The 17,494-nt window shown below is 44.3% G+C and carries 20 protein-coding genes and 1 riboswitch; of the genes, 2 read left to right on the top strand and 18 right to left on the bottom strand.

Going from position 1 to position 17,494, the window contains the following annotated elements:
* Window positions 1-116: 116 nt before the first annotated feature.
* The 7 genes from veg to ACWNM1_RS17435 form a co-directional block, all read right to left on the bottom strand.
* Window positions 117-392, bottom strand: a complete 276-nt coding sequence (gene veg, locus ACWNM1_RS17465; RefSeq protein ID WP_019914493.1) for a biofilm formation stimulator Veg — start codon at window positions 390-392, stop codon at window positions 117-119.
* A gap of 410 nt (window positions 393-802) precedes the next feature.
* Window positions 803-1,705 (bottom strand): sporulation peptidase YabG, encoded by a 903-nt coding sequence (gene yabG, locus ACWNM1_RS17460; protein WP_449601908.1) that lies wholly within the window; start codon window positions 1,703-1,705, stop codon window positions 803-805.
* A 71-nt stretch (window positions 1,706-1,776) separates the two neighbouring features.
* Window positions 1,777-2,661: a 16S rRNA (adenine(1518)-N(6)/adenine(1519)-N(6))-dimethyltransferase RsmA gene (rsmA, locus tag ACWNM1_RS17455; RefSeq protein ID WP_449601906.1), complete on the bottom strand. Its 885-nt coding sequence runs from the start codon at window positions 2,659-2,661 to the stop codon at window positions 1,777-1,779.
* Window positions 2,658-3,209, bottom strand: a complete 552-nt coding sequence (rnmV, locus tag ACWNM1_RS17450; RefSeq protein WP_042183831.1) for a ribonuclease M5 — start codon at window positions 3,207-3,209, stop codon at window positions 2,658-2,660. Before rnmV ends, rsmA begins: the two co-directional genes overlap by 4 nt.
* Before the next feature lie 176 nt (window positions 3,210-3,385).
* Entirely contained in the window at window positions 3,386-4,549 is a 1,164-nt protein-coding gene (locus ACWNM1_RS17445; protein WP_449601905.1) for a ubiquitin-like domain-containing protein, read from the bottom strand.
* 281 nt (window positions 4,550-4,830) lie between these two features.
* Window positions 4,831-5,060: riboswitch (cyclic di-AMP (ydaO/yuaA leader) on the bottom strand.
* Between the two features lie 197 nt (window positions 5,061-5,257).
* Window positions 5,258-6,028, bottom strand: coding sequence for a TatD family hydrolase (locus tag ACWNM1_RS17440; RefSeq protein ID WP_449601904.1), 771 nt, complete (start codon window positions 6,026-6,028; stop codon window positions 5,258-5,260).
* Between the two features lie 111 nt (window positions 6,029-6,139).
* Window positions 6,140-7,423 (bottom strand): HD domain-containing protein, encoded by a 1,284-nt coding sequence (locus ACWNM1_RS17435; RefSeq protein WP_449601903.1) that lies wholly within the window; start codon window positions 7,421-7,423, stop codon window positions 6,140-6,142.
* Between the two features lie 304 nt (window positions 7,424-7,727).
* Here ACWNM1_RS17435 and ACWNM1_RS17430 point away from each other — a divergent pair, with 304 nt between their 5' ends.
* The gene (locus tag ACWNM1_RS17430; protein WP_042123095.1) at window positions 7,728-7,982 is read left to right on the top strand and encodes an AbrB/MazE/SpoVT family DNA-binding domain-containing protein; all 255 of its coding nucleotides are present in this window, start codon (window positions 7,728-7,730) and stop codon (window positions 7,980-7,982) included.
* A gap of 323 nt (window positions 7,983-8,305) precedes the next feature.
* Here the strand turns inward: ACWNM1_RS17430 and rsmI are convergent, their stop codons facing one another.
* From rsmI to ACWNM1_RS17380, 10 genes are all read right to left on the bottom strand, one after another.
* Complete coding sequence (gene rsmI / locus ACWNM1_RS17425) at window positions 8,306-9,220, bottom strand: 16S rRNA (cytidine(1402)-2'-O)-methyltransferase (RefSeq protein WP_341050977.1); 915 nt, start codon at window positions 9,218-9,220, stop codon at window positions 8,306-8,308.
* The gene (locus ACWNM1_RS17420) at window positions 9,217-9,990 is read right to left on the bottom strand and encodes a tRNA1(Val) (adenine(37)-N6)-methyltransferase (protein ID WP_042183822.1); all 774 of its coding nucleotides are present in this window, start codon (window positions 9,988-9,990) and stop codon (window positions 9,217-9,219) included. The genes rsmI and ACWNM1_RS17420 overlap by 4 nt, the downstream gene beginning before the upstream one ends.
* Window positions 9,991-10,067: 77 nt before the next feature.
* Entirely contained in the window at window positions 10,068-10,433 is a 366-nt protein-coding gene (gene yabA / locus ACWNM1_RS17415; protein WP_042123089.1) for a DNA replication initiation control protein YabA, read from the bottom strand.
* A 31-nt stretch (window positions 10,434-10,464) separates the two neighbouring features.
* Window positions 10,465-11,265 (bottom strand): PSP1 domain-containing protein, encoded by an 801-nt coding sequence (locus tag ACWNM1_RS17410; protein WP_042123087.1) that lies wholly within the window; start codon window positions 11,263-11,265, stop codon window positions 10,465-10,467.
* Between the two features lie 139 nt (window positions 11,266-11,404).
* The gene (gene holB, locus ACWNM1_RS17405) at window positions 11,405-12,379 is read right to left on the bottom strand and encodes a DNA polymerase III subunit delta' (protein WP_449601902.1); all 975 of its coding nucleotides are present in this window, start codon (window positions 12,377-12,379) and stop codon (window positions 11,405-11,407) included.
* A 117-nt stretch (window positions 12,380-12,496) separates the two neighbouring features.
* The gene (locus ACWNM1_RS17400) at window positions 12,497-12,940 is read right to left on the bottom strand and encodes a YaaR family protein (protein ID WP_234540368.1); all 444 of its coding nucleotides are present in this window, start codon (window positions 12,938-12,940) and stop codon (window positions 12,497-12,499) included.
* A gap of 49 nt (window positions 12,941-12,989) precedes the next feature.
* On the bottom strand, window positions 12,990-13,319 hold the full coding sequence (locus ACWNM1_RS17395; protein WP_042183817.1) for a cyclic-di-AMP receptor: 330 nt from the start codon (window positions 13,317-13,319) through the stop codon (window positions 12,990-12,992).
* Between the two features lie 123 nt (window positions 13,320-13,442).
* Window positions 13,443-14,084, bottom strand: coding sequence for a dTMP kinase (tmk, locus tag ACWNM1_RS17390; RefSeq protein ID WP_449601900.1), 642 nt, complete (start codon window positions 14,082-14,084; stop codon window positions 13,443-13,445).
* The gene (locus ACWNM1_RS17385) at window positions 14,085-15,626 is read right to left on the bottom strand and encodes an aminotransferase class I/II-fold pyridoxal phosphate-dependent enzyme (protein WP_449601898.1); all 1,542 of its coding nucleotides are present in this window, start codon (window positions 15,624-15,626) and stop codon (window positions 14,085-14,087) included. It abuts the gene before it with no gap.
* A 209-nt stretch (window positions 15,627-15,835) separates the two neighbouring features.
* On the bottom strand, window positions 15,836-16,021 hold the full coding sequence (locus ACWNM1_RS17380) for a sigma factor G inhibitor Gin (protein ID WP_042123074.1): 186 nt from the start codon (window positions 16,019-16,021) through the stop codon (window positions 15,836-15,838).
* A gap of 208 nt (window positions 16,022-16,229) precedes the next feature.
* On the opposite strand from ACWNM1_RS17380, the gene ACWNM1_RS17375 reads away from it, so the two are divergent.
* Window positions 16,230-16,754: a hypothetical protein gene (locus tag ACWNM1_RS17375; protein WP_449601897.1), complete on the top strand. Its 525-nt coding sequence runs from the start codon at window positions 16,230-16,232 to the stop codon at window positions 16,752-16,754.
* Between the two features lie 72 nt (window positions 16,755-16,826).
* On the opposite strand, the gene ACWNM1_RS17370 is transcribed toward ACWNM1_RS17375, so the two are convergent.
* On the bottom strand, window positions 16,827-17,240 hold the full coding sequence (locus ACWNM1_RS17370; RefSeq protein ID WP_042183800.1) for a hypothetical protein: 414 nt from the start codon (window positions 17,238-17,240) through the stop codon (window positions 16,827-16,829).
* Window positions 17,241-17,494: the final 254 nt, after the last annotated feature.

Genomic DNA, 17,494 nt, shown 5'->3' with positions numbered 1-17,494 from the left:
AGGATCATTCACTGAATATTAACCGCAAAAAAAAGAAACGGTCGTCCTTTATGAAGGACAACCGTTTCTGATAAAAAAATAAAAAACAGCCTCCAAAGGAAGCTGCCCGTGAAACATTAAGCTTTAATATACATAATCCGCATCTGCCCATCGTCTTCACATACTGTGATTTCCACAGATTCAGTAAGGATATCGGCATAGCTATAGGAGACTCGCTTGAATGTTTGCTGCTCCTGATCCAGTTTGACAATAAATACAGAAGGGTACGTTTCTTCCAGGACACCGGTGCGTTCTACGGTTTTACGACGACCTCCGTTTGCACGCAACGTGATCTTATGACCGACGTGAGCTTCGAGACTGCGTTTGATTTCCAACAGCGCGTTATTAGCCATTGCCTGACGACCACCTCTTTTCTTGTCCATTATACAACTTCCCCAGGTGTTTGTCAAAGCAAATAAATAATTATAGATGATGAATATTTGGTTGTCAACGGAATTTTTTTGCGGAGAATCAGAGGCGAACTAATAGCCTTGTTATCTGTAATAGGTTTACCACAAAGCAAGAAAAATAACATTGTCGATCTTTAAAGATAACTACCATTTCACACAAGAATAATCGCCTTTGGCGTCCCTATAAGGACGGTTAGCGTTTATGCGGGAAATATAAGGATAATGTATAGCGTGAAACTTATACTTTCTTAAATAAAAAAAGGGTTAAGCTCATCGCTCACCCTTTCTTCGCGTACTCTATTCGGCCACTCCAAATTACCTATTAGCTTTGAAAATAGACCAGTACCTGTCGATTAAATTGCGGAAGGTGTCACTTTTAGTGCTGACAGGTTCTGCAGACGCGGCATCCCAATACGGAAGCTGCCACGGGTCTCAATACCGCCGATTCCCTGATTACCACTAATGGTGTTGTTCAAAACCTCACTCAGATTCACCGTATCCTTAATGGGCGTGAACGACGATTTTGCCGCTACATAAACTGGATCTAAGGCATGGATCAATATCCGTCCAGGAGAACTGGCGAAGTTCGCCCCTGCCCCCAGCAGTGCTTCAAAATGTGACTGACAAGCACCTGCAACAATCGTCAACGCATCAAAATTTCGCTCATAATCCCTAGCTACCCTAATAGCAGCTACGAAGTTTTGCGAATTTTTATAGCTGCTCAGACTGTGAAGATCGTAAGTATGCTGTTGCTTCAGCACCCCGTCATGGCCGGTAATCACCACAATATCTGGACGCACGCGGGGCAGCAGCCGGTATAAAGTGTCAGCCATTGCGGACTCATGAACATGATGACCTTCAGCAGGGATCCGCAATTGCTCGTATAAGCTAAGGCTCTTATTCAAATACGCTGGATCGCCATCCAGATGCAGTACTTTCCCCGGTACTTCAAAATAAGCAGCTTCCTTGGGCGATGGAGCCCATGCTCCTTCTGATAGAGCGCTCCCGCTCCGCTGACTTTGCTCCTGTCGGTCTTTCCGCAGCTGCGTCAGTGATTGATTCGCTTTAATCTGTGCCTGCTGTCCTCGTTCCGTAATTCGGGTAGGAGGCACTTGAACCAAGTCATTCAGAGGAGAATCCGCCAACAGACGGAAATCTGTGCCTTTAATGACGGCTCTGTCCTGCACAATATGATCTACACGAAAAGTCAAATCTCCGCCATAAGATTTACGAACGACCAAGTCTCCTAAATTCATTACAACCACCACCTCTACCCCATCGTATGGGCAAAGTCCTCAGTTGGTTCATAACTAGCTATGTTTTTAGCTTATTCAATTCCAGCAGCCAACAGAACACCGCTCAATCGGGCGTATTCTTCTAGACTTAACGTTTCTCCACGACGGGTTGGTTCAATACCAGCTTCTGCGAGTAAAGCCTCTAGACGCTCACGTCCCTCTTCAGGGAAGTAACGAGCCTTGAGATTGTTAGCAATCGTCTTGCGACGCTGTGTGAAAGAAGCTTGGACGACCTCAAAGAAGTGCTTCTCACTCTCAACTTCTACCGGTGGACGCTCTCTTACCTTTAGACGGATTACAGCGGACTCCACATTAGGTTGAGGAATGAACACCGTACGCGGCACAATGCAGACGAGCTCAGGCTCGCTGTAGTACTGCACGGCAATGCTAAGGCTCCCGTATTCCTTTCCTCCCGGAGAAGCAGCCATACGCTCCGCAACCTCTTTCTGAATCATTACAACGATGTTATCAAGCGGAAGCTTCTCTTCGAGCAGCTTCATCAGAATCGGAGTAGTTACATAATACGGCAGATTGGCAACTACGCTTACCTTGTTCACGGATGCAAAATCTTCTTTGAACAGCTCCTGCAGATTTACATTCAGAACATCATCATTACGAACCTTAACATGCGGATAAGGGGAAAGTACGTCCCTTAAAATAGGAATCAGCCTACGGTCGATCTCCACAGCGGTCACCGCACCAGCGGTTAGCGCCAAACGCTCCGTCAAGGCACCAATCCCAGGACCGATTTCCAATGCCCCTGATTGGCTATCTAGCCCAGCAGCGTCTACAATCTTGTCCAATATATTTTGATCAATCAAAAAATTCTGTCCTAAGCTCTTCTTGAACTTGAATCCATAACGTTGAATAATTTCTTTCGTCCGTTTTGGAGTCGAAATTTCCTCTCTACCACTCATGAAGTAATGCCCCCCTGATCAATTTGGGCGAGAGCTCCGGCAAATTCCTCCCGCGTAATTCCAAACATCGCCAGCCGCTTGTACAGCTGCTTGCCATTACAATATCCAATTCCAAGCAAATTACCAAGTGCCATACGTCTTTCAGCTGCCCGAGGGTGTACAAGCATTCCAGCGGCCATTAGATCATCAAGTCCGATTAAAGCAGGTGCACCTTCAAAAGAGGTATGTACATTCCGCAGCGCATGACGAATCGCCTCTGGAGAAGCGTTCTCCACACCGATATCTCCCTTGCGGGTTGCGTCCTTCTCCGGAATGAAGGCATGCTTGCAGCCCGGCACCTTTGCGGACACAATCTTACGAATTCGTTCACCCGCGTGATCCGGGTCAGTAAGGATAATCACTCCTCTGCGCTCCATAGCAAGCGCGATCTTCGCAATTACGGTCCGGTCTACAGCCGATCCCCCTGTTTCGATCGTATCTGCTTCTACAGCGCGTTTAACAGCGACGGTATCACTCTTACCTTCAACGACAATTAATTCCTTAATCATTTCTCTTGACTCCTTCCAAAAAAAGCAAAAAAGAAGAGGTTTCGCTCCTCTTCTTTTGGTTAAAGAATGTATAAGTGATGAGCGGTTGCTCTGCGATCAACGAAATGATCATCTGGCGTTCCTTAACGGTTATCATCACTATAGCTTATCGAAGAATAATTTGCAAAAGCTTCAGCCTAGTTTAACTCCGGCTTCACAGGTCCAATCACATAAATGGTACGTGATTTACGACCGAAATTACGGACATGGCTCAGTGAATCGTAATAGACATCTACTTTATTGCCTTTAATGGCACCGCCAGTATCTTCTGCTCGGCGGAATCCAAGCCCCTCGATATATACCCACCAGCCAATAGGGATTACATTCGGGTCTACCGCAATTGTACGACCTTCCGTTACGCGTGTTCCGGAGGCAGTTTTGGTACCAATACCTGGCTCTTCTGATGAATAAGCTGTCATGGAGACGTTCTTAATCATCTTCTTGTACTCAAAGTCTACGCCAGCCTTGCTAGTGACGTTATTAGTCTTGGCGCTAACCTTAGCCGTTTTTGAAGTGGTGTTTGATTTGGAAGTTGTTGTAGTCTTAGCTACAGCCGGCTTAGGAAGTGCTTTGGTACCAACGGCAATAATCTTATCTTTCGTTACCGTTTGTACTTCCTTACCAATCATGCGCATAGAGGCCAGTTCTCCGTCTTGGTAGATCTTTTCAATATGCTGAATCATGACGCCTGGTTTGCCTGCCTGTGCCACTCTAACTGTTCCCACAGTAAGGGAGGGGTCTGCTGTCTTGATGACTCTGAAGGGTAAGTTAGTTGTTCGCTGTACGGTCTGTTTGTTGATGCGAACAATCTTAACCTCCATGTTTGCAGAAATGGTGGTGTCTAACGAAGGGAAAATCTTATCATGACCTTCTAGGGTAATGCCCATTTTCTCAATTGCTTTACCAATTGTGTCTTCGGTGGTATATAACGTTTTTGTTGCTCCATCCGCAGTAAGACTAATTTTCTGCGCACGATTGATAACGACACGGTCACCGTCTTTTATTTCATCACTCAGTCCTAAAGATAGTTCATCATGCGGCTGCAGCGAAATTTGCTCTTTCTCCAACACATCACCAAGAAGCGCTTCCCGCGTTTCAAGCGTCTGTGTTTGCCCGTCTATTACTAAAAATAATTGTTTGTTGCTTTGACCGTGTACGTACAGCAGAATAAGTAGCGCGATAGCGACTGAAATCACGCCTGCAAGTAAAAGTACGCGAGTATTCACTTGCTCCCACCGTAATGCGAAAGACCTGCTGGATGACTGCGAATCATGGGATACTTCTGGTTGGAATACGCCCATTCTCTCCATCCTCCTTACATAGCCCCGTCGTCAATTGTATATCATGAGGACTGAATTCCTTTGACGAAACTATTTGAGATTGTCACAGGACACGCACGTAATAACTTAGCGTCTCCTGCTCATGGATCGCCTGCTCGGCACAGCTACTCCCACCCCTGTTATATAACAGTATGTGGGCAACATTCTATTTATTCAAAAATAAAAAAGCCTAAAAAGAGTTCAACTGAGGACTCTTTCGTGGCTTCTCCAATATCAGAATAGAGAATGCTTGTGCACGAGGTTGCCTCTCTTACTTGCGCTTACGGGGTTAGCTGTCGGGTTCGGACGAAAGAGAGACGCCCTATTTCAGGTCACCCGCTCATGGCGGTTGCCCTTAAATTCACCCCAAAGACCACGTGAAGAAATCAAATACTGTCCTACGGCACGTCTAAACCGTATTTAAAATACAGGCATGCGGCAGGTCAATATTGGTTCCCCCGTTCTCCATACGGAGACTCAGCGAGACGATCCATGAATCAATGGCTGTCACTATAACACAGCTCACATCACTGAAAAGATGATATCCTGTTTTGATGCATGTTGTAAAGGACGATTCAACCACGTTTACGCAAAAATATGGTTAAAATATTGTAATATTCAGCCGTTTTTATATTAAAAAAGTTTAATATATCGGCCGTTCTCTATTTTTCGCCTGTTTTGCTCCCGTTTTCACTCAATCCCAAATCGTTCCAGTGCGTTCGCATACGTTATTTTAGCCAATTCTTCCCATGTCAACCCTTTAATTTCAGCTGCTGCCTCTGCTACAAGCTTCACATGAGCGCTCTCATTTCGCTTCCCGCGGAAGGGGTGTGGAGTCAAATATGGAGCATCGGTTTCGATCAATAATCGGTCTAGTGGGGTCTGCGCAAGCACTTCTTTTGGCACTCTTGCATTTTTGAACGTAATGGGTCCTCCAAAGGATAAATGAAAACCAAGATTCAAGCACATTTTAGCTGTTTCCCAGCTTCCTGAGAACGAGTGCATCACGCCTCCAACCTCATTTGCTTTTTCCTCCCGTAAAATCCGTACAACATCCTCATGGGCATCACGATCATGAATACAAATCGGCATATTTAGTTCACGGGCTAGTCCAATTTGCTTGCGAAAAACTTCATGTTGCACATCCTTGGGGGAAGTATCCCAGTAATAATCCAGTCCGATTTCACCAATAGCCACTACTTTTTTATGACTGCATAGAGAAGCGATCCACTCGAGATCTCCTTCTTTCATATCAATCGCATCCTGAGGATGCCAACCCACTGCCGCATAAATATAATCATAAGATTCCGCCAGCTTCATCGTTGAGGGAATCGTCTCCCGATTAAATCCGATATTAATCATCTTGCTAACTCCTGCTTCTACAGCACGAGCGATAACTTCTTCCCGATCCTCGTCGAATTGAGGTGCATCCAGATGCGTATGTGTGTCAAACAGAAACATTTTAACCCTCACTCCTTGTTCTTTTTTAAATGTATGACAATATAAGTTTCACGCTATCCGTTATATCTTATATTTCTACTCTTCTTGTCAAAAATCCCATATTTTCTTGTATTATTTTGCAAAAATCTCTGCAATAGAAGCAGGCAATCGCGTAAGCGCATTTCTCAACTTATCCTGAGGAAAATAAAGATGATATCTGCCACGGTGAATGCCGCTAATAGAACGCACAATATCCGACACCTCTGAAATTTCCCGCAGATGATCATGCCGATCAAGCAGCAGAATTTGTTTATTGTCAAAAGCTTCTCCCGGACGGAACACATCATAGGGTAGATCTGTTGGAAAATCAATCTCTAAATCATATTCTGGGTGAAGTCCCGCTGCCTCAAAACTGCTGCGAATTTCAGTAATCATATCTGTATCGAGATTCTCCACCTCAACATATTTATACAGTTTACGATGAATAAAACGGGTACACAAGTCGCTTAGTAGCTCATCTTTCTCAAGCGTCCATTGCATAAAAGCCGTCTGTACCAGTGCTTCATCTAGCATTAAATATTGCTTCACTGTCACCTCACCACGGAATAAATCCTCCAGCGGATTAATCATGAAACTAAAATTGTACCCCGCTTGGAAAAGCTCCTTGGCTCTACGGAAAATTTGTCGCAAAATAATCTCTGAGCTACGTGTCACCGGATGAAAATAAACTTGCCAGTACATTTGATAACGCGACATTAAATAATCTTCAATGGCATGCATTCCCGATTCTTTTACAACAACTCGACCATTATAAGGACGCAGCATTCTTAAAATCCGATCAATGTCGATCGTCCCATAGTTTACACCCGTATAGTACGCATCACGCAGCAAATAATCCATGCGATCAGCATCTAGCGGACTGGAAACGAGATTTACAACAATTTCATGCTCATAAGTTTTAGCGATTACAGAGGCTACTTTACGAGGAAAATCCTCCTCCACATCACGCAAGATCTCAGTAATCTCTGTGTCCTCCAGAATAATTCGACAAGTCCAATCCTCATGATTCATTTCAAAAGCTTCTTCTATAGAATGGGAAAATGGACCATGTCCCAGATCATGCAGCAAGGCCGCACACAAGGTGAGCAGACTTTCTTCAGGAATCCAATCTTTATACCCGCTTCGTTCAAATTGCGAAATAATTCTACGTGTAATTTCGTACACCCCTAGGGAATGAGAAAACCGACTATGCTCTGCGCCATGAAAAGTAAGATACGAGGTACCCAGCTGGCGAATACGGCGTAAACGCTGAAATTCCTTTGTATTTATTAGTCGCCAAATAATAGTATCCTGCACGTGGATATAATTGTGAACCGGATCTTTGAAAACCTTTTCTTCTGTGAGCGGCTGCTTCATGAGATCAACTCCTTTATTAAATTTAATATGATTTTAACCAATATAAGTATATAATAAGTAATTATGTCGTACTTTGTCGAATGGTGACGTTTTTAGTCTTGGTAAATCGACAAAGTTTATTTTTTCGCTTTTTTTAGAATTCGTGATTGTTATAGGGAATTCAAAGTTTTCGTGAAAAAGCACTTATTCAACAGATGAAAAAAGGTTGACTGTTTTGGGAATCGTTGGTATTATAAATATCATAAAACAGTGAACAATGTCGAATAATGACGTTTTTGGAACATTGAGAGGAGTAACGATTGTTATGATGAAATCAACAGGAATTGTAAGAAAAGTAGACGAACTTGGACGGGTAGTTATTCCCATTGAATTGCGCCGTACTCTTGGCATTGGTGAAAAAGACGCACTTGAAATTTACGTTGATGGTGAGCGCATTATGCTTAAGAAATATGAGCCTGCCTGCATTTTCTGCGGCAACGCTGAGAACGTAACTTACTTCAAAGGAAAAATAGTTTGTCATGAATGCATTTCTACTATCCCTACCCCTGTGACAAACTAAAATAAATAGTATATAATAGAACTAATCAAATTGTTAATTCTAACCTTTTCATATCTCCTTGACCTCCCGTGACCGCGGGAGGTATTTTTTTTCTGCAATCACCAATGTTTCCTACCCAAAAGGTGTCTACAAGGATTTACTCCCCCATGACACCTAATAATGATGGGTAATGCGGTGAGAGCACGAAGTGAACCGAGTTTTCACCGTGATCTGGTCTATATTGGGCTTCCTTTTGGGAACCACCTTCAGGCTAGAATCTCGTCAGCTTCGTAATAACCTTCGTACCTTGTTAACCTCTTAGAATTAGAATCCGTCAATAACACTTACTGCTGCTCCGCTTTATCCAGAAGTGCGTTATAAATATCCCGCTTTGACACACCACGATCAGAGGCTGCTTTTTTCATAGCTTCTTTACGCGGCATATCTGCTGCTTCGTAATGAGCAACATGTTCTTCAATACTTAACTGGCGCCACCAAGCCGATTCCGCCATTTCAGCATCTTCCTTGCTCTCGCCTTCAACGACGATAACATACTCACCAAGCGGTGGATGCTCAGCGAGCCAATCCATACATTCCTCGATCGTTCCACGAAGAAACTCCTCATATCTCTTCGTCAGTTCACGAGCAAGCACAATTCGCCGATTGCCAAATGCTTCATGGAGATGAGCCAGTGTCTTCACCACGCGATGTGGAGATTCGTAGAACAGTATAGTCCCTTGCGCCGAACGAAGTGGACTTAATACTGCACGGATATCTTTACGTTCTCGAGGTAAGAAGCCGATAAAAGTGAAAGTAGTCGTAGGCAAACCAGAGGCAATTAATGCTGACAAAGCTGCGTTAGCTCCGGGTATAGGAATTACTGGTATACCGTGACTTATGGCAAGGGCAACAAGGTCTGCACCAGGGTCGGAAATGGCTGGTAAACCGGCATCGCTGACAAGTGCCAAATTTTTTCCTTCTATTATATAACGGATAAGTTCAGGTCCACTGGCAGCCTTGTTATGCTCATGATAACTGAACAGCATAGAGGGTGTAATTTCAAAATGGCTCAACAATTTCCGAGTTTGTCTTGTATCCTCAGCTGCAATAATATCGCATTCCTGCAATGTGCGGACCGCACGATAAGTCATATCCTCTAAATTACCGATGGGTGTTGCCACCAAAAAGAGTGAACCGGTTGATTCCTGCTTATGTGTATTGTTATTGTTCTGAAAACTGCTTTGGCATGATATCGTCATGATTTACCCTCTTTAGCACCATAGTAGATGTCCATAATTTCTGGACAGTATTGATTGTCCTCATTATATACAATGAGTGGTGGATGTAAACGAACCTCCGGCTTACCATCACGTATCGCTTCAATTAATACCATATTAGCTTCCAGATGCGCACGTGGATGTACAAAGCGAATAATCTTAGGCTCGAGCCTATATTTTCTCATAAGACTAATAATATCGACCAATCGTTGTGGCTTGTGAACCATACTTACCTTTCCACCGGTGCGAACCAGTCTCACACAGGCTTGAATGACCTCCTCCAGCGTACACCCGATTTCATGACGAGCCATAGCCTGATGAGTGTTCAGCTTGAGGTCACTGCCGTTAAGCGGCATATAAGGAGGATTGACTGTTATTGCATCATATACGCCATGTCCTGCTACTTTATATAACTCACGTAAATCACCTTCATGGATCACAACCTGATCCTGTAGCCCATTTAGAGCCACGCTACGCCGAGCCATATCCGCTAAACGGGGCTGAATTTCAATCCCTTCTATAGAAGCTTTAGTTCGGGTCGTCATCAAAATAGGAATTACACCATTCCCAGTACAAAGATCCAGGACTCTCCCACGAGGCGGAACGCTGGCGAAACGGGCAAGCAGTACAGCATCCATAGAAAAGCTAAATACTTCGTCACTTTGAATAATTCGCAAGTCATGCGTTAATAAATCATCAACCCGCTCCGTCGGTAACAAAGGAACAGATATATCGTTAAAAGAATTTGTCATGTAGTAATCTCCTAAATGTTTTGTTGAGCTAAAATTCAAAAAAAACCGTAGGATCAATCTCCTACGGCTGGATATCCTCATTTATTAAGAAAAGAAAGACAGAACAGACAATCACCTTCCGTGCGTAAATGTCCAAAATAAACATTACAGATGTGAAAGCCTTCATGGTAAAGCCGGGCCAAGTTGTCATAACCTTCCCCGACAACCTCTTCTGTTCCCTCTCCGGCAGCTAAAAGAGCTTCCGCCTCCGCAGAATCTACGGTAGGATCCAAAGGTGCATCCCGCTTTAAAATTTTGCGAAGCTGTTCATTCTCCAGAGTTAACCTCTGATTAGCTTCCATCAGTTCTTTTACCGTCTGTTTCCATTCTCCAAGATTGGCGCGCATCGTTTCCATCTGTGCTTCCATATCCTGCATGTGTGCAAATATATTTTTCTTCTCCAAGTTTCCACCCCGAAAGTAACCTTATAATGGTTTACTTGACGACAACATCATCCATTGGAAGTTCCTTAACTTTGCCCACTTCAAACAACTGTACATGAACCGTACGACTTCCGGCATTAAGTCCTACTACTTTGCCATCACCCAATGAGGTCACGACAATCTTGCCGACCGCTGGCATTTCTTCCTTTACACTCTCATAATTGTCATGCTCAAATTTCAAACAACACATCAGACGTCCACAAAGTCCTGAAATCTTCGTCGGATTAAGTGACAGGTTCTGATCCTTCGCCATTTTAATGGATACGGGTTCAAAATCCCCTAACCAAGATGAACAACAAAGTACTCGCCCACAAGGTCCAAGTCCACCTAGCATTTTAGCCTCATCACGCACCCCAATTTGTCGTAGCTCAATGCGGGTCCGGAAAATACTTGCTAGATCTTTAACCAATTCTCTAAAGTCGACCCGTCCTTCGGCCGTAAAGTAAAATATAATCTTATTACGGTCAAAAGTAAACTCTACATCGACGAGCTTCATTTTGAGACCATGGTCGCGTATTTTATTTAAACAGGTGGTAAAAGCCTCTTTAGCGGCCCCTTTGTTCTCTTCAACTACGCGTGCGTCGGTTTCTCCGGCAATACGCATCACTTTTTTGAGGGGCAAAACTACGTCGGATTCTTCCACCTCTTTTTTGCCTACGACAACTTTACCGTATTCAACCCCACGTGCTGTCTCCACAATAACATATTGATCCCGTTCAATCGGAAAATCAAGTGGATCGAAATAATATATTTTACCCGCTTTTTTAAAACGGACACCTACTACGCTGTACAAAAATTAACCCCCTTGTTTGCCGGTAAAAGGAACCTATGGGCATGTCCGCTCCCTGATGATCCATGCTTGTCCTTCCTCGTCTGTTAAAACGATATTTCCAGGTAAAGCGACATCCGGAGGATATATCATAACTAATCCTTTAACTTTCCAGTCGGATTAAAAACTGCTCCAGACACAACTGGGCATTGGCATTGGATCGCAGCTTCTTAGTGCTCTCTGCAGCAAATCCCATATAAGCCACCCATTGTTCCCCACTCCGCTCACGGGCATGCCTGGAAATAAAGTCTAACTGATCTATGAAAACGATACTCTCATGCTTACGATACAGGAAGTAAAGCATATCTTTAAACCACAGATGGAACATGCTGAAGAAGATATCCAAATGTTCAGCGAGTCCGGTCTTGAACAGCTTCTGCCCAGCAGTTGCTACAGCGGAGCTGCCCTTGCCTAAGGACTCCTTAGCTAATTGTAACATTACATTTCTCATTTCTGCAAACCAATTCTGTTCCAAAAGTTTCCTGCAACCATCAAGTCCTGAACTAAGTGATACTGCACATCGAGCTAAGGGTATGGGAACGCCCTCACTTGCCAGAGCTTGGAGCATAATATCCGGGTTTAACGGACTAAATGGAATCCGCTGAGTCCGCGACTGAATTGTTGGCAATAAGGAACGGCTATTATCAGAAATTAAGATTCCAACAGCCGGAGCTGGTGGTTCCTCCAGAAATTTCAGCAGACTATTGGCAGCTTGTACCGTCATTTTGTCTGCTCCATCTATAATATAAACTTTCGGATTCACACCCTCTGACCGATAGGAAAAGACGCGCTGCAGCTCACGGATTTGATCTATTTTAATACTTGCTCCATCTGGCTGCAGCAGTGACAAATCAGGGTGGTTTCCATGCTCTACTTTGCGGCACTCCAGGCATTCCCCACAGGCATCGTCCTTACTCTGGGTACAAAATATAGCTTGGGCAAACATCAGCGCCGTTTTCATTTGTCCACTGCCTGCCGGCCCTGTAAATAAATAAGCATGACTCACAGCTTCTTTGCGCAAGGCATTTTGGAGTAGCCGCTTGGCGTTCTCCTGGCCTACTATATCATGAAAAGGCATAATTTCCTCCCAAAACTTTCAAACATAGACGCCCTTTACGTCCTTATAAGGACGGTAAGTGTTTAATAAAGAAATATAAGGCTAAAGTATAGTGTAAAGCATATACTTTCTTATATTTTAAAAAGAAAGGTTGATTAACAATCCGCGGATTTCTCCAACGCGTCCCAACAGATCTATCCGGCCTTGTTCACTATTCAGTAAATCATCTGCCATAGATAGCAAAGCCGAATCAATTTCCTCAAGCAGCTTGTAACGCTTACCACGGCCACGTCGATCCCATCCGCGTGTTTCTTTTAGAGTAACGCCTCTTCGAGCCGTTTCTTCCAGAAACCTTTTGATCATCATCCGGTAAATGGTAAGCTCACGAATCGTCATAGACTTAGATAAACGATCCCCTTGAGACTGTATTTCTTTAATCTGGCGGTTCAATTCATCTTTAGTTTTCTGTTCGCTTTGTTGCTGAAAAACATCAGAGAACGTTTTTTGCTGAACGGGTTTGTTAGCCCCTTCTGCATTCGGCATCTCACTCTTCAAGGGCCTATACCCCGGATTGATCTTCAAAGGTTATCTACCGCCCTCTTTATAAATGGCTTGCTGATCTATATTATACTTAATAATGTTCAAAACGATCTACAGGAAGTACGAATACAGTAGCTCCACCCACTTGTACCTCAACAGGAAGTGGCAAATACGAATCCGTTGTTCCACTCATCGGTGTTACCGGAGTGACTAACTGCTCACGCACTTTACAGCTGTTACGGATTACGGTCAATACAGATTCAATCTGACTGTCTTCTACCCCGATCATAAATGTCGTATTCCCTGCCCGTAGAAAGCCACCTGTACTTGCAAGTTTAGTAGCACGGAAATTGGCTTTGACTAGCTCACTGGACAACCGGTTACTGTCTTTATCCTGGATAATTGCAATGATCAACTTCATCTTCGCATTCCCTCCCAATATTTTTATGGTGTATTACTACTTAGAGCTACTCGTAGTAACCCTTACTTCATAAACACACGCCTAGTTATATGTTACTTCTCTTAGTATATTAGACAAAACACCTTAAAAACCCTTTAATACTCTCTCTTCAAGAGTTCTCACGATATCTTGTTCTACCATATGAATGGGGCGATTAGCATCCAGAACTACTATTCTTTCCGGATTGGCCTGGGCTAATAATTGATAGCCTTCACGAACCTTCTTATGAAAAGAAAGGCTCTCCAGATCCAGACGATTCACTTCCCGTTCTTGATTCGCGGCAATCCGTGACAACCCTATCTCTGGGTCTACATCCAGATAAAAGGTTAGATCCGGCATACGGTCCCCTATCGCAAAACGATTAATGCTCCATACCTCTTCTATTCCGAGTCCTCTCGCATGTCCTTGATAAACAAGGCTGCTGTCTACAAAGCGGTCACAGAGCACAGTAAGCCCCTCTCTAAGAGCTGGTTCAACGACTTCGGCGAGATGTTGGCTTCTTGATGCAGCGTATAGCAATGCCTCTGTACGTGCATCCATTGCTGTATGGGCAGGATCTAGAATAATGGAGCGAATCTTCTCGGCGATTTCAACGCCACCCGGCTCACGTGTAATTCGATAAGGCATGGACCGGTTCTGTAAATAGGCTGCTACTCTACCTAGTACCGTTGTTTTTCCGGAGCCCTCGCCCCCTTCTAATGTTATGAAGAAACCTTCTTTTCCCACTTATGCTTCTCCGCCCTTCTGAATGTTGTATACCTCAATACGCTGCAAGACCGGATCAGCACAAGCCTGAAATTTAGCGCCTCCTTTGGCTAAACCAGCCAGCCTTCTTTGGATCTGATCTGTGATCACTTCACCCGGATATAATACCGGGATGCCTGGTGGATAGGGAATAACCATCTCTGCCGCCACTCTACCCACGCAATGTTTAAGATCAATACTTTCAATCTCATTCGCTGACACCGGCTTCAATGAGAAGTGGACAGGATCTGAGATTTGTAAATGATGGAAATTGTTCCACGTGGAAATATTGCGAGCGCCTGATAAGTCGGGGGCGTTCGGTGATTCGGAAGACGGTTCCTCCGAATCTATTTCCCGCAGCGCCTGCAGCAAATGATCTGCATCTCCAGCCTTCGATGCAAGGCTGAACAGCAGCACTACGTGCCGGTCATCGCTCATCTCCGGCACGCAGCCCTTTGCCTCGAGCTTGCGCTGCAGCTCGAAGCCGCTCAGGACCCCGGTGGCGTCATAAATGACGACTTTGAAGGGGTCCTGTGTCACGTACGCCGCCATAGAATCAGGCGGCGTCGGGTGCAGCGGCTCTGCGGGCTGCACTAGTCCGTAGCGCGGCAGCTCCGCGAGCCCGCGCCGCAGGACGTCCACGGCGGCCAGCCCCGCCGTGAAGGTACCCTTGCCCCGGCTGTGCAACAGCCGCCGGGCAAGATCCAGCGACGCCATCATAGGATATGATGGGCTGGAGCTCTGCACCATGGCGAGCCGCTGCCGGAGCAAGGCGCGGTTGAGCCGCGGCCCTTGGACATGCAGCATAGCGCCCATGGTCATCGCTGTAAGCATCTTGTGCGTGGACTGCACGACGCCGTCCGCGCCACAAGCAAGTGCCCCGGCTGGCAGCGCCGGGTGCTGCCCGTAATGCGCCCCATGCGCCTCATCCACAAGCAGCGGTACACCGCTGTCGTGACAAATACGCGCGAGGGGCGCAAGATCACTACCCATGCCGTAATAATTCGGCATAGTAACAAGTACAGCTGCGGCCTCAGGATAGGCTGCAAGTGCAGCCTTAACAGCTTCTGCCGCCGGCGCCACTGCCAAGCCGCTGAGTGGATCAATCAGAGGCTCCAGAAAAACAGCACGTACTCCAGCCAACATCAGTCCATGAATGACTGACTTATGCACATTGCGTTGAACAATCATAATCATTCCAGGCTCGGGACAAGCGGTTAGAATAAGAGCCAGATTGCCGGCTGTGCTCCCTCCAACCAGAAAAAAGCTTTCCTCTGCTCCAAAGCAATCTGCTGCCAACTCTTGCGCTTCCTTGATAACTCCCTCAGGATGATGAAGATCATCCGTTCCGGAAATTTCCGTAACATCATACTTCATTACCTCATCTAAAAAGCCAGCGCCTTCAACGCCATCATATGCCTCTCCATTCTTATGACCTGGCACATGATATGATCTATTACCCATAATTCTATATTGTTCCAGCATTTCGTATATAGGCGCCCTACAACGTTGTAATTTATTCATATTAAATTCCTTCCCATAGGGTTCCTTCTATTTTAACGTAAATATTCGCAAACGCCTACGCTTCAGTGTAAAAGCGGCCCTTTGGACAACAAAACGGCTCCTCCCGCCTGAAGAACGAGGAAGCCGTGTATTGAATATCACTAATGCAGCCTTCGTATCTTTCATCCAGACCGCTCTCTTAATTGCATCATTTAACAGAGTTACTCTACTTAAGCGTTCTTTTGCAATCCAATCTTCTTCATCCGGCCGATAAAAAAACGGTACTTGGCATCTTCAGCCTCGGTACGTATCATCTCAGCCTCACATTCCTCACAAATAAAATGCGAGACAATCACAATACCTTCCTCTTTTACCTGTCCACAAATGATACAAGCTTGCCCGGTTTGCTGTTCCATAACCATCCCACCTTGACTCTTTTAAGAACAGTATGATACACCTTCTATCATTTTAAACCTTTTCATAGTTTTTTCATATCCTTCGTATCGTGCATTATATATATTCCGTTGCCGTTATATCGGTGAATTTTCGCCGCAGTTTAATAAAATACATCCAATCGCCGATATTAAGAACATACGAATTCACGAGGAGGTTAGACTATAATCTATGGAACCCACTACCAAAGGTGCAGCTACATTCTATCAATATAAACTAATTAAAAAAGTCAATCTAACGGCACGCCTGCTGCCTATTTATATTATGCTTCCCTTATTAGTCCTTGTGCTCGAAACCGCATTTCTTTCCTGGTGGAGCATTCTTTACATAATCATAGCAGCGCCTGTAGCATTCTGGGTTCAATATGTCATTTCACGCTCAGTTCTTTTAATCTCAGGACACCCCATTTCAAAAAGATGGTCTGTCTCATTTAAGCTGCCTTGGTTAGGGTTTATGCCTGATCAACATATTAGTTACCGTATATTCCGTAAAGTACAGCTACATAATTTCTATATCGGTCTTTGTATTGCAGCACTCTTTATTTTCTGGTCACCGCCAGCATTTACAGTATCACTGATCACTTGCCACTTATGGCTCCTACTGCCTCGTCTTTATACTCTGTTCAGACTGAATCGACAGGATCAGGGAGGTATGCTGAAATTCAATCGGACCGATGTATCCTATTACTCTCAATAAAATGCAGCAGTATTGCTCATATTATTTTCACGTATTAAAAAATAAACCGCCATCCTTAGGGATGGCGATTCTTTATTTCGTCTTAAGGCCTTTAATGGAGGTCTTCTTTTCTTTAGGAATCATCACTACAAAATAATCATCATGCACTGTTAAATGAACCGTTAACCCATCCTTCAGAAAAACACCCGAAGAATCACTATCATCATCTTCCTGTTCTGTCCATCCCCAGGCTTTAATAGCCTCCAAATAAGGATCCGGAATACCATTCTTCTCCTTTAATCCAGGTAAAGAATAACGTACATAATCCATAGCAACGTTAGTAGTAGTCTGGTCTGGTGAGTTTGCCTCATGGGGGACAGGGAAGCTTTTCTCATTCAGTGCACCCTCAAAAGTATCCCACTTAGGTTCTTTAGCCCCGCAACTTGCCAGTATTAAAGTTAAAATACAAGAAATCATTATTAACTTGAATATTTTTAATTGTTTCATGCCTTAAATCCTCCCTACCTCTACAATGCATCTAAAGACACAAGAAAATTCAAAGTTAGAATTTATGAGTAGTTCCTTCGTATTAAAGATCTGCTAACTATTAGCACTTTTCTATTATACTTGTATCCACCGCAGCGTCGGTAACAAAAATGTCATTCCACAGTAACCTATTCTACTGTTATTACTAGCCTTAAATACTTGCATAATAAAAAAGAAAAAAAGCCACTGCTGATATTATCAACAATGGCTTAATC

Source organism: Paenibacillus sp. Marseille-Q9583, assembly GCF_976954365.1.
This window is presented reverse-complemented; position numbering and strand designations above follow the sequence as displayed.

Excerpts from the sequence above, each read along its gene's own strand:
- veg (WP_019914493.1), bottom strand. The coding sequence starts at position 392 with ATGGCTAATAACGCGCTGTTGGAAATCAAACGCAGTCTCGAAGCTCAC.
- yabG (WP_449601908.1), bottom strand. The coding sequence starts at position 1,705 with ATGAATTTAGGAGACTTGGTCGTTCGTAAATCTTATGGCGGAGATTTG.
- rsmA (WP_449601906.1), bottom strand. The coding sequence starts at position 2,661 with ATGAGTGGTAGAGAGGAAATTTCGACTCCAAAACGGACGAAAGAAATT.
- rnmV (WP_042183831.1), bottom strand. The coding sequence starts at position 3,209 with ATGATTAAGGAATTAATTGTCGTTGAAGGTAAGAGTGATACCGTCGCT.
- ACWNM1_RS17445 (WP_449601905.1), bottom strand. The coding sequence starts at position 4,549 with ATGGGCGTATTCCAACCAGAAGTATCCCATGATTCGCAGTCATCCAGC.
- ACWNM1_RS17440 (WP_449601904.1), bottom strand. The coding sequence starts at position 6,028 with ATGTTTCTGTTTGACACACATACGCATCTGGATGCACCTCAATTCGAC.
- ACWNM1_RS17435 (WP_449601903.1), bottom strand. The coding sequence starts at position 7,423 with ATGAAGCAGCCGCTCACAGAAGAAAAGGTTTTCAAAGATCCGGTTCAC.
- ACWNM1_RS17430 (WP_042123095.1), top strand. The coding sequence starts at position 7,728 with ATGATGAAATCAACAGGAATTGTAAGAAAAGTAGACGAACTTGGACGG.
- rsmI (WP_341050977.1), bottom strand. The coding sequence starts at position 9,220 with ATGACGATATCATGCCAAAGCAGTTTTCAGAACAATAACAATACACAT.
- ACWNM1_RS17420 (WP_042183822.1), bottom strand. The coding sequence starts at position 9,990 with ATGACAAATTCTTTTAACGATATATCTGTTCCTTTGTTACCGACGGAG.
- holB (WP_449601902.1), bottom strand. The coding sequence starts at position 12,379 with ATGCCTTTTCATGATATAGTAGGCCAGGAGAACGCCAAGCGGCTACTC.
- ACWNM1_RS17395 (WP_042183817.1), bottom strand. The coding sequence starts at position 13,319 with ATGAAGTTGATCATTGCAATTATCCAGGATAAAGACAGTAACCGGTTG.
- ACWNM1_RS17385 (WP_449601898.1), bottom strand. The coding sequence starts at position 15,626 with ATGAATAAATTACAACGTTGTAGGGCGCCTATATACGAAATGCTGGAA.
- ACWNM1_RS17380 (WP_042123074.1), bottom strand. The coding sequence starts at position 16,021 with ATGGAACAGCAAACCGGGCAAGCTTGTATCATTTGTGGACAGGTAAAA.
- ACWNM1_RS17375 (WP_449601897.1), top strand. The coding sequence starts at position 16,230 with ATGGAACCCACTACCAAAGGTGCAGCTACATTCTATCAATATAAACTA.
- ACWNM1_RS17370 (WP_042183800.1), bottom strand. The coding sequence starts at position 17,240 with ATGAAACAATTAAAAATATTCAAGTTAATAATGATTTCTTGTATTTTA.